This is a genomic window from Reyranella sp. (assembly GCF_965227665.1).
Lineage (GTDB): Bacteria > Pseudomonadota > Alphaproteobacteria > Reyranellales > Reyranellaceae > Reyranella.
The window spans coordinates 3,534,660-3,557,159 of record NZ_OZ245767.1; the positions used below are offsets into that span (position 1 = coordinate 3,534,660).

Consider the following 22,500-nt stretch of genomic DNA (forward strand, 5'->3'; position numbering starts at 1 on the left):
TTTACAAACGACCCTTTGTCCTGTTTTGATTAAAATAGCTCATGTGAAGGATTGGCGATGAAACGATCCCTGCCGCCGCTCAATGGCTTGCGTGCCTTCGAGGCCGCGGCACGCCATATGAGCTTTACCGATGCCGCGGAAGAATTGAGCGTCACGCAAGCCGCGATCAGCCACCAGGTGCGCGGGCTGGAACAGAGACTCGGATTAAAATTGTTCGTGCGGCGCAATCGCTCGCTCCTGCTGTCCGAGGCGGGCCAGGCCTATCTCCCCTCGGTGCGTGCGGCCTTCGACCAGTTGAACGAGGCGACGGAGAAGTTGCTGCAGAAGGACAAGGGCGGGAACCTCACGGTGACGACGACCTCGTCCTTTGCCGTGAAGTGGCTGGTGCCGCGGCTGGGTGGTTTTCAGCGCTCGCATCCGGAGATCGACGTGCGCATCTCGACCGGCACGTCGCTGGTGGACTTCTCCCGCGAGGATGTCGACATCGGCATCCGCTATGGCCGCGGCCAGTGGCCGAACCTGATGGCCGAGCGGCTGGTCAGCGAGGACGTGATGCCGGTCTGCGCACCGTCGCTGATGAAGGGTCCGAACGGCCTCGGCAGGCCGGCCGACCTCAAGCGCTTCACGCTGCTTCATATCGGCAGCTTTCCCGACGACTGGCAGGTCTGGCTGACGGCGGCGGGGGTGAAGGGCGTCGATGCCTCGCGCGGCGTGTCGTTCGACTTCGCGCTGGCCGCCTATCAGGCCGCGATGGATGGGCTGGGCGTCGCGCTGGGCCGCAACCCGCTGGTCGAGCCCGATCTCAAGGCCGGCCGGCTGGTCGTCCCGTTCGAATTCAAGCGCTCGTCAGACTTCGCCTACTATTTGGTCTATCCGCCCGAGGCGATCCGGCGGCGCAAGATCAAGGCGTTCCGCGACTGGATCGTCTCCCTGTCCGAAGTGGTGCAGCAGGCGGCCTGATCATGCAATTCGGTTACTTTACCCTCTCGGACAATCGCTACCCGGACAATCCCCGCTCGGCCGAATCCTTCATCAAGGACATCTATGCCGAAGCGCTGTGGGCCGAGAAGGTCGGGCTGAACTCGGCGTGGATCGGCGAGCACCACTTCAATCTGCTGGGCGTCAACGCTTCGCCGCTGGCGATGCTGGCGCAACTGGCGGGCGCCACGACCAAGCTGCGGCTGGCGCCTGCGGTGACGCTCCTGCCGGTGCATCATCCACTGCACGTCGCCGAGGAATGGGCGACGCTCGATCTCCTGTCGGGCGGCCGGGTCGATTTCGCCGCCGGCCGCGGCTACGACCGCAAGGAATACGATCCATTCCAGATGCCGTTCGACGAGTCCGCCGAACTGTTCGCCGAAGGCCTGGAGATCGTCTGGCGCGCCTGGACCGAGCCCGGCAAGTGGTCCCACAAGGGCCGGTTTTACGAGTTCAACGATGTCGAAGTCCGCCCGAAGCCGGCACAGAGCCCGCTCCGGCCCTATGTGGCCTGTTTCTCGCGGCCGTCGATGGAGCTGGCGGCGAAGAACGACTGGAACGTGATCTATGCGCCCTTCGCGGCGGCCATGGTCTACGGCTCGCTGGCCGACGCGGTGCGGGTCTATCGCGAGACCTGCGAGACCGGCTTCAAGCGGCCGATGCGGCGGGCCATGTGCTCCTACTTCGTGCACATCGCCTCGACGCCGGACGAGGAGCGCTACGGCAAGGAAGCGCTGGTCCGCTACTTCCAGGACGCGCTGATCGCGGCCTTTCCCTCGTCGACGGGCGAGAAGGTGCCGCCGACCTACAAGTACTTCGTCGACATCGTGAACATCCTGCGCGACATGCGGCCGGAGAAGCTGACCGACAAGTCGATCCTGTGCGGCAGCCCGCAGCACATCGTCGACACCCTGAAGCAGGTCGAGGCGGCCGGCGTCGCCGAGGTCATTCTCTACTTCAACTACGGGCAGAAGCCGCATGCGATGGTGAAGGAGCAGATGCAGCGCTTCATGCTCGAGGTGGCACCGCACTTCGCCTGAGAGAGCCTCAGAGCCCCCAACGCCGGCAAGGTTGCAAGTCGTTCGCAAGTGGCGGATGTTGCCGCCAAAGCGTTTCGAAGGAGTTTGTCTCATGGCTCGCATCAGCACGAAGGAAGAGCTGCGGCGCATCATTGCGGAACCGCGTCCCGCCACACGGGTGAAGATCCTTGATGCGCTGGACGATCAGTCGATCGAATTCCTCAAGCGCTGCCCCTTCGCCCTGGTCGGCACGACGTCGGCGGACGGCACGGTCGAGGTGTCTCCCAAGGGCGACGAGCCGGGCTTCATCCGGGTCGAGGATTCCAAGACGCTGCTGATTCCCGAGCGGGTCGGCAACAACCTCGCCTTCGGGCTGAACAACATTCTCGACACCGGCCAGATCGGCATCATCGCGCTGGTCCCGGCGACCGGTGAGACGCTGCGCATTTCCGGCACGGCGGAGATCCACGACGACGCCGACCTGGTGGCATCGCTCAGCTCGCTGGGCAAACCGGCGTTGCTGGCGACCCGCGTCCGCATCAAGCATTGCTACTTCCACTGCGCCCGCTCGATCGTGCGCGCCAAGCTCTGGGACCCGAAGGCGTGGCCGGCACCCGGCCGCATCTCGTTCGGCAAGATCATCGCGCCGCGCATCGGCGAGAGCGAAGCCGTCGCAGCCCAGATCGACGCCAATGTCGAGGGCGCGTACACGACGCGGCTGTGGCAGAACACCTGAACGGCCCAAGGACCGTCCTTCGATGAAGCGAAAGGTCGGTCTTTTCCTGCTCACGGTCCTGATCGCCGTGAGCCTGGGCGCGACGATCGTGGCGTCGCTCGCGATGTACCGGCTGGTGTCGAAGCTGCAGGACGAAGAGCTGCGCCGCATCGAGGCCAGCCTCAGCGAACGCTTCGACGTCTTCGAGACCATGCTGCGCAGCGAGAACGAGCGCAATACCGCCGCCATGGCCAAGGTGCTGCCGCAGATCGAAGCCGATATCGAGCATATGGGCCGCACGCCGGCCGACCTGACAGACGAGGAGATGAACGCCCTCGCGTCCCGGTATGGCGTCCAACACATCTATTTCATCGATCGCGCCCACAAGATCTTCAACACGAACCTGGCCTACGACCGGGGTCTCGTCTTTCCGAAGGGGCCCTTCTCCGACTTCCTCGATTCGGTGTTCGACAAGGGCAAGGCCATGAGCGACGGCATCGACCTCTCGTCGGTGACGGGTACGCTGCGGACCTACACCTATTACGGTCCGCCCGGTAAGGACTACCTCATCGAGGTGTCGACCGAAGTGCGCGCCACGCTGAAGCAGAGCGACTTCGGCTGGATGAGCCAGTATTTCTTCGAGGACTACTTTTCCGACGCGGTAAAATCGAACGCCTATGTGACCGACGTCGATATGTACCTGATCAACGCCTCGGGCACTTGGTCCCTGATACGGCCCGGCGAGAAACTCGATGCCACCCTGGCCGCCGAGATCCTGAAGGAAGGGCGGCTGCAGCTACCCGATGCGTCGGGCCACCGCGTCACCACGTACAGCCGCTACAACAGGGCCGACACGATCAAGGATCAGAGGCCGATGATGATCGTGCGCAAGGTCACCTACGACCTGGCGCTTGCACAGCAGGCCGTGGTGCATGTGTTCGTGAGTTCGATGGTCCTGCTCGCGCTGACCCTGCCGCTGATCTACTGGATCACTTCCCGGCTGCTGCAGCGCCGGATCATCGATCCGATCCTGAACCTGCGCGGTGAGGCCGGCGCCATCGCGGAGGGCGATCTCGACCATGAGATCGCGAATACCGACCGGCGCGACGAGATCGGGCATCTGGCGCGCAGCTTCGCCTCGATGCGGGATTCGGTGCGATCGCGGATCAACGACCTCCGGGAGACCAACCTGGCGATCGAGCGGTTCGTGCCGCGCGCCTTCCTGGCCAAGATCGGCAAGCCGAACATCGTCTCGGTGGCGCTGGGCGACAACAAGCGCGAGCATATGACCATCATGTTCTCCGACATCCGCAACTTCACGGCGCTGTCGGAGACGATGACGCCCGATGAGAACTTCGACTTCATCAACGCCTATCTGGAGCATGTCGGGCCGGTGATCCGCGACAATGGCGGCTTCATCGACAAATATATCGGCGACGCCATCATGGCCCTGTTCGAGAATGCCGATGACGCGGTGCGGGCGGGTCTTGCCATGCTCGATGCCCTTGACGACTTCAATGAGCGTCGCGCGGCGCAGGGGCTCGCGCCGGTGGCCATCGGCACCGGGATCAACACCGGCTCGCTGATGATGGGAACGATCGGCGAACTGCACCGCATGGACGGGACCGTGATCTCGGATGCCGTGAACCTTGCAGCCCGCATCGAGAGCCTGACCAAGGTCTATCGCGTCCGCATGCTGGTCTCACAGTACACCTACGATCATCTTGCGGATCCCGGCGCCTACGCGATCCGTCCCCTCGATGTGGTCGTGGTCAGGGGCAAGACGCGGCCGGTGGTGCTGTTCGAGGTGTTCGATCGTGATCCGCCGCCCGAGCGGGAAGCCAAGTTCAGGACGCGCGAGCCGTTGCTGCGCGGGGTCGAGGCGTTGCTCCGGCATGATGTTGCGGCGGCGCGCACCCACTTCGAAGAATGCCTCGCACGGGCGCCAAACGATCCGGCGGCCGCCAACCTGCTGAAGAGCTGCCCGTCAGACGCGTGAGGCGCGGGCCTCGCGGAACGACACGAGGCGGCGCTGCGTCTCGTCCCACAGGACCAGGCGCACGCAGCGGAAACTCTGAAGCAGGGTCAGGCGTCCGACGTCCCGCAGCTCGGGATGGTCGCGCAGCACGTGCGGCAGCCGGTAGTAGGGGATGCGGCTGCTCAGATGATGGACGTGATGGATGCCGATGTTTGCGGTGAACCAGCGCAGGAAGGCCGGCAGGTCATAGTGAGAGCTGCCGTGCAGGGCCGCCTCGTGCAAATTCCAGTCGGGATCGTTGTCCCACTTCGTGTGCTCGAACTGGTGCTGGACGAAGAACAGCCAGACGCCGACCGAGGCGGAGAGCAACAGCACCGGAAGGTGGATCAGCAGGAAGGCCTTGATGCCGACCAGCCAGATGAGCAGACCGGCGACCAGAACGATCGCCAGGTTGTTCGTCATCGTACTGACCCACGGCCGCCAGCCATCGCGCATCAGGCCGACCGGAAGGCGATGCTGGACGATGAACAGATAGGCCGGTCCGAGACCGAACATGACCAGCGGATGGCGATAGAGACGATAGCGCAACCGGCCCCACATCGAGCGAGCGCGGTATTCCTCGACCGTCAGCGTGTCGACGTCTCCGAGGCCGCGCTTGTCGAGATTGCCCGTGCTGGCATGATGTGTCGCATGCGTGCGGCGCCACACGTCGTAGGGTGTCAGCGTGAGGACACTGGCAATGCGCCCGATCCAGTCGTTCGCCGAGCGTTGGCGGAAGAAGGCGCCATGGCCGCAATCGTGCTGGATCGCGAACAGCCGAACCATGAAGGCGCCGGCCGCGAAGGCCAGCGGCAGCGCCAGCCAATAGCCGATGTCGAGCGTCGCCCAGGCCAGCGCCCACAAGGCGACCAGCGGCACCACCGTGACGGCGATCTCGAAGATGCTGCGGCTGTTGCTGGGCTGTCGATAGCTTGCAAGGATCTGGGCCCAGGCGCGGGCGGCTTTCGCCACCTGCGCGCGCGGGCCGGCAGCTTCCGGAAGGGTGCTCAAACGAGTGAATTTCCTTGAGAGAGGAGCGGGCGTCGGCAACCGCAAATCGGGCTTAGGGGGCGGCCTGGACAAAAGCAACGAGCGAAGTGGCCCAGCGCTGCGACTCTTCGGCGACTATGTCGATTGCGACCGCGGCGCGGCAGAAGCAGCGCCTCTGCCTCGTCCCCGGCCTCGGCCGCGACCGCGGGCGGGCGCGCTTTCCGCAACGGGCTGGGGCGGCTTGGCGCGAATGCGCACGGTCCGTCCATCCGGCTGTTCCATGTCGAAGGCACCGGTCTTGCGGATGAGGTCGCTCAGCTTGCGGAAGCCATAGGTGCGTGGGTCGAAATCCGAGGCGATGTTGGCCAGTCGCTGGCCGACCGCGCCGAGACTCACCCAGCCGTCTTCCGTTTCCATCTGCGCAATCGCCTTCGTCAGGAAGGGAATGGCGGCGCTGGCCGGCTGCAGGGAATTTGCAGTCGCGCCCTCGCCGGGTGTCGCCACCGCAGCCTCGGGCAGGAGGTTTTCGGTGTAGATGAACCGGCGGCAGGCCTGTCGGAAGCTTTCGGGCGTCTTCTGTGCGCCGAAGCCGTAGACATCGGCGCCCTCCTCACGCAGGCGGGATGCAAGTCGTGTGAAGTCGCTGTCGGACGAGACGAGGCAGAAGCCGTCGAACCGCCCGCTGTGCAGCAGGTCCATCGCATCGATCACGAGCGCGATGTCGGAGGCGTTCTTGCCCGACGTGTAGGCGAACTGCTGATAGGGATCGATCGCGTATTTCTGCAGGATCTCGGCCCACGACTTGAGTCGCGTGCTGGAGAAGTCGCCGTAGATGCGGCGAACGCTGGCCTCGCCGAATTTGGCAATCTCCTCGAACAGGCCGGCGGCGATGCGCGGCGAGGTATTGTCGGCATCGATCAGGACGGCGAAGCGGCGGGGGCGGGTGTCTTCGGCCATGGGGATGCTCCGGGCCGTCAGGCGGCCGATTGGGTGTAGATCGCGTCGACATGGATGTCGGCGCAGTCGATGACGGGGAAGCCGGGATCGTGTCCGGCGAAAGCGAGGAAGAGGTCGGTGCCGCCCAGCAGGATCGCCTCGGCGCCCCGTTCGCAAAGCGCGCGACCGGCCTCGAAGAAGACCTGGCGCTGGGCCTCGGTCACGTGTCCGATCGTCGCCATCGCGACGTAGGTGTCGTGGACGAGATCGAGCGCGGCGCCTTGCGTCGGGACGACCTCCACCGAGGGGATGCCGCCATAGAGCTTCGATTCCATGACGGTGCGGGTGCCCAGGATGCCGATCTTCCTGAACGGGCCTTTGGCCAGCGCCGCGTCGACCGCGGGAATGGCGTTGAGCACGGGCAGCGGTGAGATCGCGGTGAGTTCGTTCACGCAGAAATGGCCGCCCATCGAGGTGATGGCGACGGCCCCAGCGCCGGCGGCCTTCAATCGCTGCGCCAGCCCCGCGAAGATTTCGGCCTGTTTTCCGGGATTCTTCCCGACGAGATTGCGGCTCATCTCGCGCACATCGGCATGCGCCATGGTGAGGTCGAGCGGGGAGCCGCCGGCAACGTGTCGGTCGATCAGGCCCCGATAGTAGAAGTCGGTGGCGGCCGGTCCTATGCCGGCGATGAGTCCGATATGCATGGGCGACTGTCCCCGATCCGCCGCCACGCGGCAACAGCGGCGGTGGGCGGGGGTGTGGCGAAAAGCGTTCCTGCGGGACGGCGCCGGCCGACGCTAGAATTTGGCCATGCGACGGGTGGCGGTGTTCGGAACGACGGGATCAGGCAAGAGCTGGCTGGCCGAGCGCCTCGCCGAGCGCGCCGGCCTGCGCGTGGTCGAGCTCGATGCGCTCTTCTGGGGACGTGACTGGCAGCCGGCGCCGGTCGATCTGTTCCGTCATCGCGTCGAGCGCGAAACCGCCGACGACGGCTGGATCGTCGTCGGCAATTACAGCCAGGTGAGGGATCTCGTGTGGCGTCCGGCCGACACGCTCGTCTGGCTCGACCTGCCGTTACCCGTCGTGATGTCGCGCCTGCTGCGGCGCACGGTGAAGCGTGCCGTCACGCGCGAGGAATTGTGGGGCACCGGCAATCGCGAGACCCTGTCCAATGCCTTCCTCAGCCGGAACTCGATCCTGCTCTATGCGCTCAAGTCGCATGGCCAAAATCGGGAGCGCTTCGCAAAGGAATGCGAAGCGCTGGCCGGCGAGAAGCGCATCGTGCGGCTGCGCAGCCGCAGCGACATCGAACGTTTCGTGCTCAGTCCGCTGCCTTGACTGCCGGCGCGGGCGCCCGCACGCCGCCGCGCGCCAGGATCGCGTCGACCTCGGCGGCGCCGTAGCCCAGCTCGCTCAGGATGGCCGGACCGTCCTCGCCGACATGCGGCGCATGCTGCTGCGGCGCATGCTGCGACGCGGGCGGCAGGCCGGCGATGTTGGCGACCGGCATGCGGCCGAACCCGTCCTGCTCGATCCAGTCGATGGCGCCCGATTCCTTGACGTGCGGATGGTCGAGATAGTCGGAATAATTGTTCACCCGCTCGCAGAACACGTCCTTGGGCTGCAGGATCGCGATCCACTCCTCGGTCGTCTTGGTCGGCATCGTTTCGTTCAGCGCCTTGATGATCTTGGCCGCATTCTTGATGCGGTTCTCGTGGCTCTGCAGGTCAGGGTCGTCGGCGATGTCCTGGCGGCCGATCAGCTCGAACAGCAGCCGGAAATGGTGCGGCCGCATGGCGCTCACCATGATGTAACCGTTCGATGTCTTGTAGCTTCCGGCCGGCATGTAGAGCACCGGCGGTGCGCCCTTGGAGAAGACCCACTCCATCAGCTTCGCACCCTGGAAGGCGGCGGCTGCGCGCATCAGGCTCGAATCGATGAAGCAACCTTCGTTGTAGCGGAACTGGCGCATCAGCGCTGTCGCCAGCGCCTGGAAGGTGTAGAGGCCGGTCGTCACGTCGACGGCGATCATGCCCTGCCGCCACGGCGTGCCGTCCGGCATCTTGTTCATCACCATCATGCCGCTGAACGCCTGGATCAGGCCGTCGACCGTCGGACGCTTGCTGTAGGGGCCGGTCTGGCCGAAGCCCGACACCGAGCAGTAGATGACGTTCGGGTTGATCTTCTTGATGTCCTCGTAGCCGAAGCCCAGCCGCGAGATGACGCCGGGGCGGAAGCTTTCCATCACGACATGCGCCTTGGCGGCGATCTTCTTCACGACGGCGATGCCATCGGCGGACTTGAGATCCAGCGCGATCGAACGCTTGCCGCGGTTGAAGGCGACCGAATGGGCGCAGTGATCGCCCTTCAGCTCGCCCAGCGCGCGGCCCCAGTCGCCTTCCGGCGGCTCGATCTTGATGACGTCGGCGCCGTGCAGCGCGAGCAGCATGGACGCGTGCGGCCCCGCGATGCCCTGCGTGAAGTCGAGAACGGTAATGCCGTCGTAGGCGCCCTTGATCGTGGTCACTTGTTCCTCCCGAAGGCGCTGAACGTACGTTTAGCGGCGCGGTTCACGCAAGGCCCGACCTGCAGCCGAGCCATGCGTCTTCGCGATGCAGGCCGCCTTCAGGCGATGATCGGCAGGGTTTCGATGTCGTAGGCGTGGCTGATCTTGCGGCCGAGGACGGGATCTTCGAGTTCCATCTCGAAGCGCGAGGAGGAGCGGATGCCGCCGATCGCCGGCATGGTGCCGCAGAACATCACGGTGCCCATGGGCAGCCGCTTGTTGTCCTTCCAGGCGAAGATCAGCTCGCGCGGATCGCGAATCTTGGACAGCGGCCCTTCCTGATAGAGGACTTTCTTGCCGCCTTCCTGCACGAAGCTGCGCAGGATCAGACTGTCCCAGTGCGCCTCGACCTCCTCGAAGCGCCAGGCGGTGCGGCCGATCGGCTTGGCGCACATCTGCTTGGAAACGGCGATGCCGTAGCTCTCGACCTTGCGGTCGGTGTGGTCGGCGCCGACCGTGACCCAGAGCCGGTCGGCGGCGCCGATCAGCACCGGCTCGACCTCGCCCGAACTGTCCTCGCCCAGCACCTGGATGCGATCGGCCTGGGTCAGCATCTGCGCGGCGGCGCGGTAGTAGATCGGCACCCGCGACGGCGGCTGCACGCCGATCGCCTTGAGTTCCTCGATGTGATGGTTGAGCGCGGTCACGTCGCGGCCGGTCCAGCCGGCGATCACGAGATCCTTGATGTCGACCGCGACCTGCTCGACCGCGCCCTTGGCGTGGCCCTCGAATTCCAGATGCGCCATCGTCAGAGGACGGCCAGGCGGGAGTTGAGCAGGTCGGTGACCAGCATGTAGCCCGGTGCGTGGGTGATGCAGAATTCCGGCTTCACCGTCGCCACGACCGATTGCGGGGTGACGCCGCAGGCCCAGAAGACGGGCAGCTCGTCGTCGCGGACCGGCACGCCGTCGCCGTAGTCGGGCTTGGAAATGTCCTTGATGCCGATCATCTCCGGCTTGCCGAGATGCACGGGAGCGCCGTGCACCGAGGGGAAGCGCGTCGTGACCTGCACCGCGCGGATCGCATCGGCTGGCTTGAACGGGCGCATCGACACGACCATCGGGCCATGGAACGGGCCGGCCGGCGCGCATTCGATGTTGGTGCGGAACATCGGCACGTTGCTGTTGCAGGTCTGGTGGCGGAGCTCGAGGCCGTTCTCGATCAGGGCCTCCTCGAAGGAGAACGAGCAGCCCAGCACGAAGGAGACGAGGTCGTCGCGCCACACACTGTTGAGGTCGGTGACTTCCTCGACCAGCTCACCATTCTTCCAGATGCGGTAGAGCGGGATGTCGGTGCGGATGTCGAGATCCTCGCCCAGGGTCGGCAGGCGCCAGTCGCCCGGCTCGGACTGGCCGAGCAGGGGGCAGGGCTTGGGGTTCAGCATGCAGAAACGCGCGAAGTCGGCAGCGAGCGCCTTGGGCAGGATCGCGAGATTGCCCTGCACGAAGCCCGGCGCCATGCCCGAGGTCGGCAGGCGGGCCGCGCCTGCGCGGATGCGCCGCCGCGCGTCGCGGCCGGTCTCGCCCTTGAAGTTGGTGATCGTGCTGTCCATCGCGAACTCCTAGACGTGCTGGCCGCCGTTGATCTGGATCTCGGCCCCGGAAACGTAGCTCGATCCCTTCTCGCAAAGGAAGTGGATCACGTCTGCCACTTCGTCGGGCGTGCCGAGCCGTCGCATCGGGATCTGCTCCTCGACGATCTTCTCCGTGCCGGGCGACAGGATCGCGGTGTCGATCTCGCCGGGCGCGATCGCATTCACGCGAATGCCGCGCGGTCCGAAATCGTGGCTCATCTCGCGGGTGAGCGCGGCGAGGGCGGCCTTCGAGGTCGCGTAGGCCGAGCCCGCGAACGGATGGACGCGACTGCCGGCGATCGACGTCACGTTGACGACGCAACCCTGGGCCTTCGACAGCTCGTCGACCAGGCCGCGGGCGAGTGCCACGGGGGCGAAGAAGTTGACGTTGAAGACCTGCCGCCAGAGATCGAACGGTGTGTCCATGGCGCCGAGCCGGGCGCCGGCCTTGCCCTTGGGTGAGATCGCCGCATTGTTGACCAGCGCGTCGAGCCGGCCGCCGGCGAGGCGCGAGCGGATCTGCTCGATGCCGCGGCCGATATCGACCGGATCGGCGAGATCGAGCTGCACGTGATTCTCGCCGCCGCTCGGCCACGGGCAGAGCGCACTGAAAGGCTGGCGCGAGATCGTGATGACCCGCCAGCCATTGGCGCTGAATTTCTTGACGGTCGCATGGCCGATGCCTCGGCTTGCGCCGGTCAGGACCAGGGTCCTGACATTGTCGCGTGGGGCTGTATTCATGGAACGATCCTAACCCGGCTGGCGCCGGAGTTCGCGGCCGATCTTGGACCCCGACTGTGACGCAAGTCCTACGCCATGCCTTGTGGGGTTCGCTTTTGTTCTTCACATCATCTATTAAACCTTTGGAATTCCAAGGCTTTGTTGAATTTCCGGGGCGATTTGATTTATGCTGCGTCTCAGGCTTGGCCCATTTCCAGGGCCGTTCGAGCCATCGTTATTTTTGACGAAGTCGATTTTTTTTGGAGTTGTCCGACATGACGGACGAGCGACGGGCCTCGACGCCCACCCCCTATCTGCGCACGGGTCCTGCCACGATGCTGACGGCGATCGGCCTTTGCGTCCTACTGATGATCATGCAGCTCATGCCCGAAATGCGCGACGCCGGCCCGCTCCGGTCGTTCGTTACCTCGGACGCCAGCCGCTAGTCACGATTCAGCCGCTTGTGCGGCTGCTCGGGAGCGCGCATTTAGGGGCCGAGGTTGCGCGTGCCCATGACAGCAGAACACGATCAAGCTTTGCCGGTCGGCACGCGACTGGGCGATTATCGCCTAGACGCCCTGATCGGTCATGGCGGCTTCGGCATCACCTACCGGGCCTTCGACACCCAGCTCGCCAAGTTCGTCGCCATCAAGGAATACATGCCGGTCGAGTTCGCGACGCGCCGGGTCGATGGGCAGGTGGCGCCGCGCGGGTCGCGCTTCGCCGACGATTTCACCTGGGGCCGGGAGCGTTTTCTCGACGAGGCGCGGGCGCTGGCGCGGTTCCGTCACGTCCATATCGTGCCGGTGCTGCGCTATTTCGAAGCCAATGGCACGGCCTATACGGTCATGGAGTTCGAGGACGGCTACAGCGTGGCGCAGCTCCTGCGCCAGCCCGGCCGCCGCCTGCAGCCCGACGAGATCCGCCGCCTGACCGAAGGCATGCTGAGCGGCCTCGGCGCCGTTCACGCCCAGGGCTTCCTTCATCGCGACATCAAGCCGTCGAACGTGATCGTCCGGCGCGACGGCGTCCCCATCCTGATCGACTTCGGCGCCGCGCGTCAGGCGATGGGTGGCCGCACGCGCACCCTGACCAGCATCCTGACGCCGCAATATGCGCCGATCGAGCAATACGCGATGGACGGCAAGCAGGGGCCGTGGACCGACATCTACGCGACGGCGGCGGTGCTGCATCACACGATCACGGGTTCCCCGCCACCCGAGGCGGTGAGCCGGGTGGGCACCGACCCGTACCGGCCGCTCGTGGCGACCCATGCCGACCGCTTCGATCCGTCGATGCTGTCGGCCATCGACTGCGGCCTGGCCTTCGCGCCCGAGCAGCGGCCGCAATCCATCGCCGAGTGGCGCACGCTGTTCGGTGGGGCGCTGCCGCGCGTCGAAGATGCGCCGACGCAACGCATGATGGCCGAGCCGGTGCCGGCGCAGGTCGCTGCGGGCCCGCGGCTCGGTGGCGCCAGCCGACCGCCGACCGAGGAGATCGCCTCCGGGGCGCCTGTCGCGCGGCGCAAGGGATTTGCCCGCCGGCGCCTGCCGATCGTGCTGCTGGTGCTGGCTGCCGCGGCGACCTGGAAGTACGCGCCGCAAATTCGCGAGCGCTTCCTTGGCGTACCGGCGGTGGAGACACAGACAAGCCTGCCGTCGCCCGTCCCCATTGGCGGGCCGACGGAACCGTCGCAGGCGGCAGCAACACCGACGCCTGTCCCTCCAGTCGCGACGAACCCGGTGCCCGCCAGGCCGCCCGTCGCGGCGCCCGATACGTCGGCTCAGAAGGCGCTGGGCGAGCAGGCGACGCGTGCGGCAACCGAGGCGCGCGCCGCATTCGAGCGCGCCGAGGAAGCGGCCCGAGCCGCGCGCGCCATGGCCGGCGAGGCGCGCATCGTGGCGGCGCGGGCCGCGCGGCCCGATCTCGAGAACAGCGAACGCCTCAGCTACAGCGGTGGCGCGAGCTATGTCGGCCAAGTCGTCGACGGTAAGCGGCAGGGCCTTGGCGTCGCCGAACTGGGCAACGGCGAGCGCCAGGCCGGCGACTGGCGCGACGATCTCATGAGCGGCCTCGGCACGGTGCGGCTCGCCGACGACACGCGCTATGCCGGCCAGTGGAAGGACGGCAAGTCGACCGGGCTGGGCCTGCGCGAGAAGCCCGGCGTCGAACGGTCCGAAGGCAACTTCGTCGGCGGCCGTCTCGAGGGGCTGGGCATCCGCCGCACGCTGGTCGATCCGAACGTCGTGCAGGGCGGCGAGTTTCACGGGGACGTCCTCGACGGGCCGGGCGTCGAACGGATCGGCGAGCGCGAGCGCTACGAGGGTGGCTTTCGCGGCGGACAGCGCAACGGCTACGGCCAGGTCACCGATGCCGACGGCAAGACGAGTCCGGGTCGCTGGGTGGACGGAAAGCGCGTCGAATCGGCGCCATAACATCGGTGGCACGGAAGTTGCGCCCCGCGGCTTGAAGAGAGTTGTAGCCGCCGCCCGTGTCTAAACCGCTATCCGTCGTGCTGATCGATGACAATCCCGCCCGCGCCGAGATCGTGGAGTCGGGGCTGCGCGATGCCGGCTACGTTTTGCTGGCGCGACTGGACGGCACCTACGATCTGGCGACGCGCGTCAGCGTCCTGCAACCCGACGTCATCGTGATCAGCATCGACAATCCCGGCCGCGACGCGATCGAGGATCTGCGGCGCACGACCGAGCAACAGCCGCGGCCGATCGCGCTCTTCGCCGATCGCTCCGATCCCGCGACGATCGCCGCCGGAATGGAGGCCGGCGTCTCGGCCTATGTCGTGAAGGGCCTCACCCAGGATCGCGTGCAGCCGGTCGTCGATGTCGCGGTTGCACACTTCAATCGCTATCACTCGATGCGCGAGGAGTTGGAGCGCGCGCGCCTGTCGTTGGTCGAGCGCAAGACCGTCGATCGTGCCAAGGGCCTGTTGATGGAGCAGAAGGGGATCGGCGAGGAAGCGGCCTACAAGCTGCTGCGCAAGCTCGCCATGGACCAGAACAAGCGCATCGGCGAAGTCGCGCAGGATCTCCTGACCTATGCCAAGGCGCTCAAGTTTTGAGCGGGCAATGTGCCTGCCTCTTTGGCGACCATGCCGTATTCGTGAGCAGGCGAGGACACTCCGGCCGCGAAGCGTGCCCGATCGCGGCTCGCACTTTTCCCAGACAAATCAGCCTCTTGAGCGGCGCCCGGGTCGCCGAGCGATGCTTGGCACGCTTCCTGCTGCACTAAGGGCGAGGCGCCCAATGACGGGCGGCTCCTGAATTTCCGGGCAGGCCAATGGCGGTCTGCCCTTCCGGACAACGACGTCCCACACGGTCGCAATCATGCGGCCGTCTGGGGCGTTTTTTTTTTGGAGTAAAGCGTCGTGGGACAAGTCGAGCGACCGAAGGTGACGGTGGGGTTCATTCCCCTCATCGACTGCGCGCCCCTGCTGTTCGCAGAGGTGCTCGGCCTCTACGAGCGCCACGGACTGGACGTGGAACTGCGCCGCGAAGTCTCGTGGTCGAACATCCGCGACAAGCTCGCGGTCGGCCTGCTCGATGCGGCCCACATGCTCTCGCCCATGCCGCTCGCCACGACGCTCGGCATCGACAGCGTCAACGTCCCGATGATCGCGGCCATGACGCTTCATCTCAACGGCAACTCGATCACCCTGTCGAATGCGCTGTGGCGGGAGATCGAGGAAGCCGCCCCGGATTTCGTTGGCGACAACCTGCCGGCCGGTGCGCCGCTCGACGTGCGGGCGCTTGCCGCCGTCGTCGCGCGCCGCGCCCGCGAGGGCCGGCCGCTCGTTACTCTCGCGTCGGTCTTCACCTATTCCTCGCACAACCATCTGCTGCGCCTCTGGCTGGCGTCGGGAGGGATCGATCCCGACCGCGACGTACGGCTGACGGTGGTGCCGCCGCCGCACATGGTCGCCCATCTCTCGGGCGGCACGATCGACGGCTACTGCGTGGGCGAGCCTTGGAACCAGCAATCCGCTACGCTCGGCATCGGCCGCATCGCGGCGTCCAGCCGGCAGATCTGGGACTCGATGCCGGAAAAGATGCTCGGCACGACCGAAGCCTGGGCGCAGCGTAACCCCAAGACCCTGATCGCGCTGGTGAAGGCCATCACCGAGGCCGGCGCCTGGCTCGACGAGCCCGCCAACCGTCCCGAGGCGGCCCGCATCCTGGCGACGCCGCGCTTCCTCAACGTGCCCTCCGACGTGATCGCGCGGTCGCTTGGCCTGCCCGACTTCCACATCTTCCATCGCCAGCTCGCCAACTTCCCGTGGCGCAGCCATGCCGACTGGTATCTCTCGCAGATGGTGCGGTGGGGTCAGGTGGCGCCGCGTCCCGACATGCGCGCCGTCGCCGACCGGGTGTTTCGCAGCGACATCTACCGCGCCGCCGCCAGCGAGCTTGGCCTGCCGTGCCCGCTCAGCGACCGCAAGATCGAAGGCGCCCATCCGGATCCCTGGATCCTCCCGACCAACGGCGCGCCGGTCGCGATGGGACCGGACAGCTTCCTCGACGGGTCGGTGTTCGACCCCCGCAAAGAAACCCCAACGACATTCAAACAGCAGGAGAGCCTTCATGGAAAATAGGAACGCCCGCAAAGGCCTGGGCAGGCGCCAGATCCTCAAGAATGCCGGTGCCGTCACGGCGACGGCCGCCCTGATGAGCGCGGTGCGCGCCTCGTTCCTGGGCGGTGCCTTCGCGCAGGCCGCCGGGCCGGAGACCAACAAGGTCACCCTGGGCTTCATCGCACTCACCGACTCCTCGCCCCTGATCATCGCCAAGGAAAAGAAGCTCTTCGACAAGTACGGCATCACCGACGCCAACGTGGCCAAGCAGGCCTCGTGGGGCACCACGCGCGACAACCTCGTTCTGGGTGGCGGCTCCGGCGGCATCGATGGCGCGCACATCCTGACGCCCAAGCCGTATCAGATCAGCTTGGGCACCACGACGCCCGAGAACCGGCCGGTGCCGATGTATATCCTCGCGCGCCTCAACTACGACTGCCAGGGGCTGTCGGTCTCCAACGAATTCAAGGGGCTGGGCGCCACCATCGACGCCAAGCCGCTCAAGGAGGCGTTTGCCAAGAAGAAGGCGGCCGGCAAGGAAGTGAAGTGCGCCATGACCTTCCCGGGCGGCACGCACGATCTCTGGATCCGCTACTGGCTCGCCGCCGCGGGCATCGATCCCGACAGGGACGTGTCGACCATCGTCGTGCCGCCGGCGCAGATGGTAGCCAACATGAAGGTCGGCAACATGGATGCCTTCTGCGTAGGCGAACCATGGAACGAACAGCTCGTGAATCAGGATATCGGCTTCACCGCCGCGATGACCGGCGAGCTCTGGATGAACCATCCGGAGAAATCGCTGGGCATGCGGGCGGACTGGGTCGACAAGAATCCGAAAGCAGCGATGGCAGTGCTGATGGCGGTGATGGAAGCCCAGCAGTGGTGCGAAAAAATGGAGAACAAGCAGGAGCTGGCCAACATCATCGGCAAGCGCCAATGGTTCAACGTCCCGCCAGCCGACATCATCAACCGCATCAAGGGCGAATTCAACTATGGCGACGGACGCAAGGTGTCCAACTCCAACCAGCTGATGAAATTCTGGAAGGGTGGCGTCTCATATCCCTATCAGAGTCATGAGCTCTGGTTCCTCACCGAGAACCAGCGCTGGGGCAAACTGCCCATGGACCTCGACACCAAAGCGATCATTGGCAAGGTCAATCGCGAGGATCTGTGGCGCACCGCCGCCAAGAACATCGGCGCGGCCGACTCCGACGTGCCGAAGACAACGTCGCGCGGCAAGGAAACCTTCTTCGACGGCAAGGTGTTCGATCCGGAGGATCCGAAGGCCTACCTCTCGAGCCTCCAGATCAAGAAGGTGGCGTGATGCAGGTTGCTGCTAAGGCCGGTCCGTCGGTGGCCGCCGCCGTCCCTGTCCCGGAGACTTCTGCGGAGATCGTTGCCTTCCGGCCGCCGGTGCGGCCGGCTCTCGAACGCGCCATCGGAGCGCTGAAGCACGTGGCGAGCGTCGTGCTCCCGCCACTCATCGTGCTTTCGATCACCCTGTTCGTCTGGCAGCTCCTGTGCTCGGAGCCGGGAGCCCACTTACCGCCGCCGACCAAGGTTGTGTCGGACGCGTGGGACTTCATCGCCGACCCGTTCTACGACAATGGCGGCATCGACAAGGGTGCCTTCTGGCAGATCTCCAAGAGCCTGGGGCGCGTTGCCATCGGCTTCAGCCTCGCCGCCGTCGTCGGCATCGCGCTGGGCGTTCTGGTCGGACAGAGCACCTGGGCGATGCGTGGCCTCGATCCGATCTTCCAGGTCCTGCGCACCGTGCCGCCACTCGCCTGGCTGCCGCTGTCGCTGGCGGGCTTCCGCCATGCCGATCCCTCGGCGTTGTTCGTGATCTTCATCACCTCGATATGGCCGATCATCATCAACACGTCGGTGGGCGTGCGGAACATCCCGCAGGACTATCGCAACGTCGCGGCGGTGATCCGGCTCTCCTGGTGGGAGGTGTTCTACAAGATCACGCTGCCCGCGACCGTGCCCTACATCTTCACCGGCCTGCGCATCGGCGTCGGCCTGAGCTGGCTCGCCATCGTGGCGGCCGAGATGCTGATCGGCGGCGTCGGCATCGGCTTCTTCATCTGGGACGCGTGGAACAGCTCGCGCATCTCCGACATCATCGTGGCCCTGGTCTATATCGGCATCGTCGGCTTCCTGCTCGACAAGCTGATCGCCACGGTCGGTCACTTCGTCTCGCACGGCGTCTCGGCGCAGTAGGAGCAAAGGCCATGACCATCCAGCCCTATCTCAAGTTCGACCAGATCGGCATGAGCTTCCGCCGCGGTCAGATGGCGACGGAAGTGCTGCGCGACGTCAACCTGCGCATCGAACGGGGAGAGTTCGTCTCGTTGATCGGCCATTCCGGCTGCGGCAAGTCGACCCTGCTCAACATCCTGGGCGGCCTGCTCAAGTCGACCAGCGGCGAGGTCTTTCTCGAAGGCCAGGTGGTCGACGAACCCGGTCCCGACCGGGCGATCGTGTTCCAGAACCACTCGCTGCTGCCGTGGCTCACCGTCTATGGCAACATCGCCATCGCGGTCGACAAGGTGTTCGGCGGCACCAAGACCAAGGCCGAGCGCCACGACTGGGTCATGCACAATCTCGAGCTGGTGCAGATGGCGCAGGCCAAGGACAAGCGGCCGCACGAAGTGTCGGGCGGCATGAAGCAGCGGGTGGGCATCGCCCGCGCGCTCGCCATGCAGCCCAAGGTGTTGCTGATGGACGAGCCGTTCGGCGCGCTCGACGCGCTGACCCGCGCCCATCTGCAGGACAGCGTCATGGAGATCCACGCGCGGCTCGGCAACACGGTGATGATGATCACCCACGACGTCGACGAGGCAGTCCTGCTGTCGGACCGTGTGGTGATGATGACCAATGGCCCGGCAGCCACGATCGGCGAGGTCCTGCCGATCAACTTGCCGCGGCCGCGCCGCCGGCTCGAACTCGCGACCGACGCCGAATATGCGCGCTGCCGCGCGGCTGTGCTCGAGTTCCTCTACGCACGCCACAGGGTGCCGGCACGGGCGGCATGACCGAGGAATTCGACGACGCTCAGAAGCAGTGGCTGCAGGGTTTCGTCAGCGGCATCGAAGCGCGCAAGGCGGCCGACAAGCTTGCCTCGCGTACGATGGCGGCGCCGCCCGGTCAGGCCATTGGCCCCGATGCCTTGCAGCAGGCTGCCCAGGATCGCGCCGTCGCCGCCGGCGGCAAGCTGGTCGCCGAGGAAACGGCCAAGCGGGCGCGGCATCCGCTCGATCGATGGGACGAGCTGGCGGGCCGCGCCGAGGCGGGGCAGTTCCCCAAGGGCATGGACGTCTTCCTCACCAAGTATCATGGGCTCTTCTACGTCGCGCCGGCCGAGAATTCCTTCATGTGCCGGCTGCGCATTCCCAACGGCATCCTGAACGCCTGGCAGATGCGCGGCCTGGCCGATGCGGCGGACGCGTTCGGCGGCGGCTATGCCGACGTGACGACCCGCGCCAACCTGCAGATCCGTGAAATTCCTGCCCACGCCGCGGTCGACCTTCTTCTGGCGGTGCAGGATCTCGGGCTGACGGCGCGCGGGTCGGGCGCCGACAATATCCGCAACATCACCGGCAGCCCGACCGCCGGCATCGACCCGCAGGGACTGTACGACACGCGGCCACTGTGTCGCGCCATGCATCACTACATCCTCAATCACCGCGAGATGTACGGCCTGCCGCGCAAGTTCAACATCGCGTTCGACGGTGGCGGTCGCGTGCCGGTGCTTGAGGACACGAACGACATCGGCTTCGTCGCGACTGAGGTGACGGGCGGCGAAGGCTTCGATCCCGGAATCTATTTCCGTCTCCAACTGGGTGGCATCACCGGCCATCTCGATTTCGCATTCGAGACGGGGATCCTTCTGAAGCCGGAGGAATGCGTGCCGGTAGCGGGCGCGGTCGTGCGGGCCTTCGCGATCCACGGCGACCGCACCAACCGCCAGAAGGCGCGTCTGAAATACGTGATCGACCGGATGGGCCGCGACGCTTTCGTTGCCGAAGTCGAAAAGGAATACGGAGCAAAGCTGCGCCGGGCCGCGGGCGCGCAGGTGATGCCTCGCGCGCTGGCCGACAAGCACGGCCATATCGGCGTGCATGCCCAGAAGCAGGCGGGCCTCAACTATCTCGGCCTCGTCCTGCCGGTGGGGCGCATGACGGCCGAGCAGATGCGCGGCATCGCCGAGATCGGGCAACGCTTCGGCAGCGGCACGATCCGTTTCACCGTGTGGCAGAACCTGCTGATCTCCGACGTGGCCGATCGCGACGTCGGCGTCTGCATCGCGGCGATCGCCGCGCTCGGGCTCGGTGTCGAGGCGAGTGCCATCCGGCGCGGCCTGGTGGCCTGCACCGGCAATGCCGGCTGCAAGTTTGCGGCGGCGAACACCAAGGGCCATGCGCTGAAGCTCGCCGACCATCTCGAAGCGCGGCTGGCGCTCGACACGCCGATCAACATCCATCTGACCGGCTGTCATCATTCCTGCGCCCAGCACTATGTCGGCGACATCGGCCTGATCGCGGCCAAGGTCGAGCGTGGCGAGGAGAGCGTGGAGGGCTATCACATCTTCATCGGCGGCGGCGCGGCCGCGACGGCCGAGCAGGCGATGGCGCGCGAGTATGCGACCTCGATCGCCTATGACGAGCTGGCGCCGTTGGTCGAGCGGCTGCTGGCGGCCTATCTCGCGCACCGCCACTCGCCGACAGAATCCTTCTTCGAGTTCTGCCGCCGTCACGATATCGCGGCCCTGCGGGATCTCGCTGAGCGTGCACCCTTGTCGGCGCTCGCGGCATGAACGCGATGTCGCCGATCCCGCAGATCATCCCGGAGAACGCGCCGTTCTCGACGGAACAGCGTGCCTGGCTGAACGGCTTCTTCGCCGCCTATCTCGGCGTGAGCGGCGGCACTGCCGCGGATGAGGTGTCGGCGGAACCCGCCGAGCCCGAGGACTTTCCCTGGCACGATGCGGCGCTGTCGTTGCCTGAGCGCCTGGAACTCGCAAAGGACAGCAAGCCCGAGCGCCAGCTCATGGCCGCGATGGCCCAGCTCGATTGCGGTCAGTGCGGCTATCTCTGCCAGACCTATGCCGAGGCGGTGTGGTCGGGCGCCGAGACCGACCTCGGCCGCTGTGTGCCGGGCGGCAAGGAAACCCAGCGCAAGGTGAAGGAACTCGTGGCCGCGCTCAAGCCGATGCGCGACGGCTCGGCCGCGGCGGCGCCTTCGGTGAAGTCCGCCGGCCCGGTGGGCTTCTCGCGCGACCGGCCGGCCCTTGCCACCCTGGTCGATGCCCATCCCCTGAACCGCCCGGGTTCGGACAAGGATGTGCGCCACGTCGTGCTCGACCTCTCGGCGAGCGACGTCACCTACGAAGCCGGCGACAGTCTCGGCGTCTTCGCCCGCAAGAACCCGCAGCTCGTGCAGGCGGTGCTAGACCGGCTGGGCGCGACGGGCGAAGAGATGGTCGGCGTCGATCACGAAGCGCTGCCGTTGCGGCAGGCGCTGCTCAGCAAGGTCGACATCGCCCGCCCGAGCGACGAATGCATGCTGTTCCTGGCGACGCGCGCCTTCAACGGCGAGGAAGCGCTCACGCTGCAGGCGCTCGCGGCAGGCGATGGGCCCCGCGAGCTGGCCGAAGCCGACCTGCTCGATCTGCTGCTGGCGTTCCCGTCGGTCTCGCCTTCGCTGCCGGGGCTCCTGAAGTCGCTCGACCGGCTGCAGCCACGTCTCTACTCGATTGCCTCGTCGCCCAAGGCGCATCCGGGCGAAGTCCATCTCACCGTGTCGGCCGTGCGCTGGAATGCGAAGGACAGGACCCGCACGGGCATCGGTTCCTGCTATCTCGCGGACTTTGCGAAGCCGGGCGACGTCATCCCGGTGTTCGTGCAGAAGGCGCACGGCTTTGCCCCGCCGGCCGACGATGATGCGCCCGCCATCATGGTCGGGCCAGGCACCGGGATCGCACCGTTCCGCGCTTTTCTCGAAGAGCGCGACGCGCGCGGTGCAAAGGGCAGGAACTGGCTGTTCTTCGGCGACCAGAAGCGCAGCACCGATTTCCTCTACGAGGACCAGATCATGGACTGGCAACGTCGCGGCGTGCTGTCCCGCCTCGACCTTGCCTTCTCGCGCGACCAGGCCGAGAAGATTTACGTCCAGACCCGCATGCGCGAGAATGCGGAAGAGCTCTGGGCCTGGTTCGACCAGGGCGCACACTTCTATGTCTGTGGCGATGCCAAACGTATGGCCAAGGACGTCGAGACCGCTTTGATGGACATTGCCATGGGACCCGGCGGCAAGAGCGGTACTGAGGCGAAGGCCTGGCTGGACGGCCTCGCCAGGGCCGGCCGCTATCAGCGCGATGTGTACTAGCG

At 66.1% G+C, this 22,500-nt stretch carries 21 protein-coding genes; 14 read left to right on the forward strand and 7 right to left on the reverse strand.

Annotated elements, in window-relative coordinates:
- The first annotated feature begins 57 nt into the window (after positions 1 to 57).
- The 4 genes from ACO07I_RS17020 (at position 58) to ACO07I_RS17035 (ending at position 4,711) form a co-directional block, all read left to right on the forward strand.
- On the forward strand, positions 58 to 960 hold the full coding sequence (locus tag ACO07I_RS17020; protein WP_422009571.1) for a transcriptional regulator GcvA: 903 nt from the start codon (positions 58 to 60) through the stop codon (positions 958 to 960).
- Positions 961 to 962: 2 nt separating this feature from the next.
- Complete coding sequence (locus ACO07I_RS17025) at positions 963 to 2,018, forward strand: LLM class flavin-dependent oxidoreductase (RefSeq protein WP_422009572.1); 1,056 nt, start codon at positions 963 to 965, stop codon at positions 2,016 to 2,018.
- A gap of 91 nt (positions 2,019 to 2,109) precedes the next feature.
- Positions 2,110 to 2,733, forward strand: a complete 624-nt coding sequence (locus ACO07I_RS17030; RefSeq protein WP_422009573.1) for an MSMEG_1061 family FMN-dependent PPOX-type flavoprotein — start codon at positions 2,110 to 2,112, stop codon at positions 2,731 to 2,733.
- A gap of 22 nt (positions 2,734 to 2,755) precedes the next feature.
- On the forward strand, positions 2,756 to 4,711 hold the full coding sequence (locus ACO07I_RS17035; RefSeq protein WP_422009574.1) for an adenylate/guanylate cyclase domain-containing protein: 1,956 nt from the start codon (positions 2,756 to 2,758) through the stop codon (positions 4,709 to 4,711).
- Here the strand turns inward: ACO07I_RS17035 and ACO07I_RS17040 are convergent.
- The 3 genes from ACO07I_RS17040 to ACO07I_RS17050 form a co-directional block, all read right to left on the reverse strand.
- Complete coding sequence (locus ACO07I_RS17040) at positions 4,700 to 5,740, reverse strand: fatty acid desaturase (protein WP_422009575.1); 1,041 nt, start codon at positions 5,738 to 5,740, stop codon at positions 4,700 to 4,702. The genes ACO07I_RS17035 and ACO07I_RS17040 overlap by 12 nt on opposite strands.
- Before the next feature lie 114 nt (positions 5,741 to 5,854).
- Positions 5,855 to 6,676, reverse strand: a complete 822-nt coding sequence (locus tag ACO07I_RS17045) for an NYN domain-containing protein (RefSeq protein WP_422009576.1) — start codon at positions 6,674 to 6,676, stop codon at positions 5,855 to 5,857.
- A 17-nt stretch (positions 6,677 to 6,693) separates the two neighbouring features.
- Positions 6,694 to 7,362 (reverse strand): aspartate/glutamate racemase family protein, encoded by a 669-nt coding sequence (locus ACO07I_RS17050; protein WP_422009577.1) that lies wholly within the window; start codon positions 7,360 to 7,362, stop codon positions 6,694 to 6,696.
- 106 nt (positions 7,363 to 7,468) lie between these two features.
- Between ACO07I_RS17050 and ACO07I_RS17055 the strand changes: the two genes are divergently transcribed.
- A complete protein-coding gene (locus ACO07I_RS17055; RefSeq protein ID WP_422009578.1) occupies positions 7,469 to 7,996 on the forward strand; it encodes a hypothetical protein in 528 nt (175 codons plus the stop codon).
- Here ACO07I_RS17055 and ACO07I_RS17060 read toward each other — a convergent pair.
- From ACO07I_RS17060 to ACO07I_RS17075, 4 genes are all read right to left on the reverse strand, one after another.
- The gene (locus ACO07I_RS17060) at positions 7,980 to 9,185 is read right to left on the reverse strand and encodes a CaiB/BaiF CoA transferase family protein (protein ID WP_422009579.1); all 1,206 of its coding nucleotides are present in this window, start codon (positions 9,183 to 9,185) and stop codon (positions 7,980 to 7,982) included. The genes ACO07I_RS17055 and ACO07I_RS17060 overlap by 17 nt on opposite strands.
- Positions 9,186 to 9,283: 98 nt before the next feature.
- Positions 9,284 to 9,970: a DUF2848 domain-containing protein gene (locus ACO07I_RS17065; protein ID WP_422009580.1), complete on the reverse strand. Its 687-nt coding sequence runs from the start codon at positions 9,968 to 9,970 to the stop codon at positions 9,284 to 9,286.
- A 2-nt stretch (positions 9,971 to 9,972) separates the two neighbouring features.
- Positions 9,973 to 10,776 (reverse strand): putative hydro-lyase, encoded by an 804-nt coding sequence (locus tag ACO07I_RS17070; protein ID WP_422009581.1) that lies wholly within the window; start codon positions 10,774 to 10,776, stop codon positions 9,973 to 9,975.
- A 9-nt stretch (positions 10,777 to 10,785) separates the two neighbouring features.
- The gene (locus tag ACO07I_RS17075) at positions 10,786 to 11,538 is read right to left on the reverse strand and encodes an SDR family NAD(P)-dependent oxidoreductase (protein ID WP_422009582.1); all 753 of its coding nucleotides are present in this window, start codon (positions 11,536 to 11,538) and stop codon (positions 10,786 to 10,788) included.
- 254 nt (positions 11,539 to 11,792) lie between these two features.
- Here ACO07I_RS17075 and ACO07I_RS17080 point away from each other — a divergent pair, with 254 nt between their 5' ends.
- The 9 genes from ACO07I_RS17080 (at position 11,793) to ACO07I_RS17120 (ending at position 22,498) form a co-directional block, all read left to right on the forward strand.
- Positions 11,793 to 11,963, forward strand: coding sequence for a hypothetical protein (locus tag ACO07I_RS17080; protein ID WP_422009583.1), 171 nt, complete (start codon positions 11,793 to 11,795; stop codon positions 11,961 to 11,963).
- A gap of 66 nt (positions 11,964 to 12,029) precedes the next feature.
- Positions 12,030 to 13,952 carry a protein kinase domain-containing protein gene (locus tag ACO07I_RS17085; protein ID WP_422009584.1) on the forward strand — a complete coding sequence of 641 codons (1,923 nt, stop codon included), beginning with the start codon at positions 12,030 to 12,032 and terminating at the stop codon, positions 13,950 to 13,952.
- 56 nt (positions 13,953 to 14,008) lie between these two features.
- A complete protein-coding gene (locus ACO07I_RS17090) occupies positions 14,009 to 14,596 on the forward strand; it encodes an ANTAR domain-containing response regulator (protein WP_422009585.1) in 588 nt (195 codons plus the stop codon).
- 306 nt (positions 14,597 to 14,902) lie between these two features.
- Positions 14,903 to 16,126 (forward strand): CmpA/NrtA family ABC transporter substrate-binding protein, encoded by a 1,224-nt coding sequence (locus tag ACO07I_RS17095; protein ID WP_422009586.1) that lies wholly within the window; start codon positions 14,903 to 14,905, stop codon positions 16,124 to 16,126.
- Positions 16,116 to 17,429 carry a CmpA/NrtA family ABC transporter substrate-binding protein gene (locus tag ACO07I_RS17100; RefSeq protein ID WP_422009587.1) on the forward strand — a complete coding sequence of 438 codons (1,314 nt, stop codon included), beginning with the start codon at positions 16,116 to 16,118 and terminating at the stop codon, positions 17,427 to 17,429. The genes ACO07I_RS17095 and ACO07I_RS17100 overlap by 11 nt, the downstream gene beginning before the upstream one ends.
- A complete protein-coding gene (gene ntrB, locus ACO07I_RS17105; protein ID WP_422009588.1) occupies positions 17,429 to 18,331 on the forward strand; it encodes a nitrate ABC transporter permease in 903 nt (300 codons plus the stop codon). Before ACO07I_RS17100 ends, ntrB begins: the two co-directional genes overlap by 1 nt.
- A gap of 17 nt (positions 18,332 to 18,348) precedes the next feature.
- Positions 18,349 to 19,146, forward strand: a complete 798-nt coding sequence (locus ACO07I_RS17110; protein ID WP_422018299.1) for an ABC transporter ATP-binding protein — start codon at positions 18,349 to 18,351, stop codon at positions 19,144 to 19,146.
- Positions 19,143 to 20,927 (forward strand): NirA family protein, encoded by a 1,785-nt coding sequence (locus ACO07I_RS17115; protein WP_422009589.1) that lies wholly within the window; start codon positions 19,143 to 19,145, stop codon positions 20,925 to 20,927. The genes ACO07I_RS17110 and ACO07I_RS17115 overlap by 4 nt, the downstream gene beginning before the upstream one ends.
- Positions 20,924 to 22,498 carry a sulfite reductase subunit alpha gene (locus tag ACO07I_RS17120; RefSeq protein WP_422009590.1) on the forward strand — a complete coding sequence of 525 codons (1,575 nt, stop codon included), beginning with the start codon at positions 20,924 to 20,926 and terminating at the stop codon, positions 22,496 to 22,498. The genes ACO07I_RS17115 and ACO07I_RS17120 overlap by 4 nt, the downstream gene beginning before the upstream one ends.
- Positions 22,499 to 22,500 lie beyond the last annotated feature (2 nt).

What these genes read in the sequence shown, in the direction of transcription:
- ACO07I_RS17045 (WP_422009576.1), bottom strand. Translation starts at nt 6,676, where the DNA reads ATGGCCGAAGACACCCGCCCCCGCCGCTTCGCCGTCCTGATCGATGCC.
- ACO07I_RS17020 (WP_422009571.1), top strand. Translation starts at nt 58, where the DNA reads ATGAAACGATCCCTGCCGCCGCTCAATGGCTTGCGTGCCTTCGAGGCC.
- ACO07I_RS17120 (WP_422009590.1), top strand. Translation starts at nt 20,924, where the DNA reads ATGAACGCGATGTCGCCGATCCCGCAGATCATCCCGGAGAACGCGCCG.
- ACO07I_RS17035 (WP_422009574.1), top strand. Translation starts at nt 2,756, where the DNA reads ATGAAGCGAAAGGTCGGTCTTTTCCTGCTCACGGTCCTGATCGCCGTG.
- ntrB (WP_422009588.1), top strand. Translation starts at nt 17,429, where the DNA reads ATGCAGGTTGCTGCTAAGGCCGGTCCGTCGGTGGCCGCCGCCGTCCCT.
- ACO07I_RS17070 (WP_422009581.1), bottom strand. Translation starts at nt 10,776, where the DNA reads ATGGACAGCACGATCACCAACTTCAAGGGCGAGACCGGCCGCGACGCG.
- ACO07I_RS17065 (WP_422009580.1), bottom strand. Translation starts at nt 9,970, where the DNA reads ATGGCGCATCTGGAATTCGAGGGCCACGCCAAGGGCGCGGTCGAGCAG.
- ACO07I_RS17115 (WP_422009589.1), top strand. Translation starts at nt 19,143, where the DNA reads ATGACCGAGGAATTCGACGACGCTCAGAAGCAGTGGCTGCAGGGTTTC.
- ACO07I_RS17050 (WP_422009577.1), bottom strand. Translation starts at nt 7,362, where the DNA reads ATGCATATCGGACTCATCGCCGGCATAGGACCGGCCGCCACCGACTTC.
- ACO07I_RS17025 (WP_422009572.1), top strand. Translation starts at nt 963, where the DNA reads ATGCAATTCGGTTACTTTACCCTCTCGGACAATCGCTACCCGGACAAT.
- ACO07I_RS17030 (WP_422009573.1), top strand. Translation starts at nt 2,110, where the DNA reads ATGGCTCGCATCAGCACGAAGGAAGAGCTGCGGCGCATCATTGCGGAA.
- ACO07I_RS17085 (WP_422009584.1), top strand. Translation starts at nt 12,030, where the DNA reads ATGACAGCAGAACACGATCAAGCTTTGCCGGTCGGCACGCGACTGGGC.
- ACO07I_RS17080 (WP_422009583.1), top strand. Translation starts at nt 11,793, where the DNA reads ATGACGGACGAGCGACGGGCCTCGACGCCCACCCCCTATCTGCGCACG.
- ACO07I_RS17075 (WP_422009582.1), bottom strand. Translation starts at nt 11,538, where the DNA reads ATGAATACAGCCCCACGCGACAATGTCAGGACCCTGGTCCTGACCGGC.
- ACO07I_RS17055 (WP_422009578.1), top strand. Translation starts at nt 7,469, where the DNA reads ATGCGACGGGTGGCGGTGTTCGGAACGACGGGATCAGGCAAGAGCTGG.
- ACO07I_RS17100 (WP_422009587.1), top strand. Translation starts at nt 16,116, where the DNA reads ATGGAAAATAGGAACGCCCGCAAAGGCCTGGGCAGGCGCCAGATCCTC.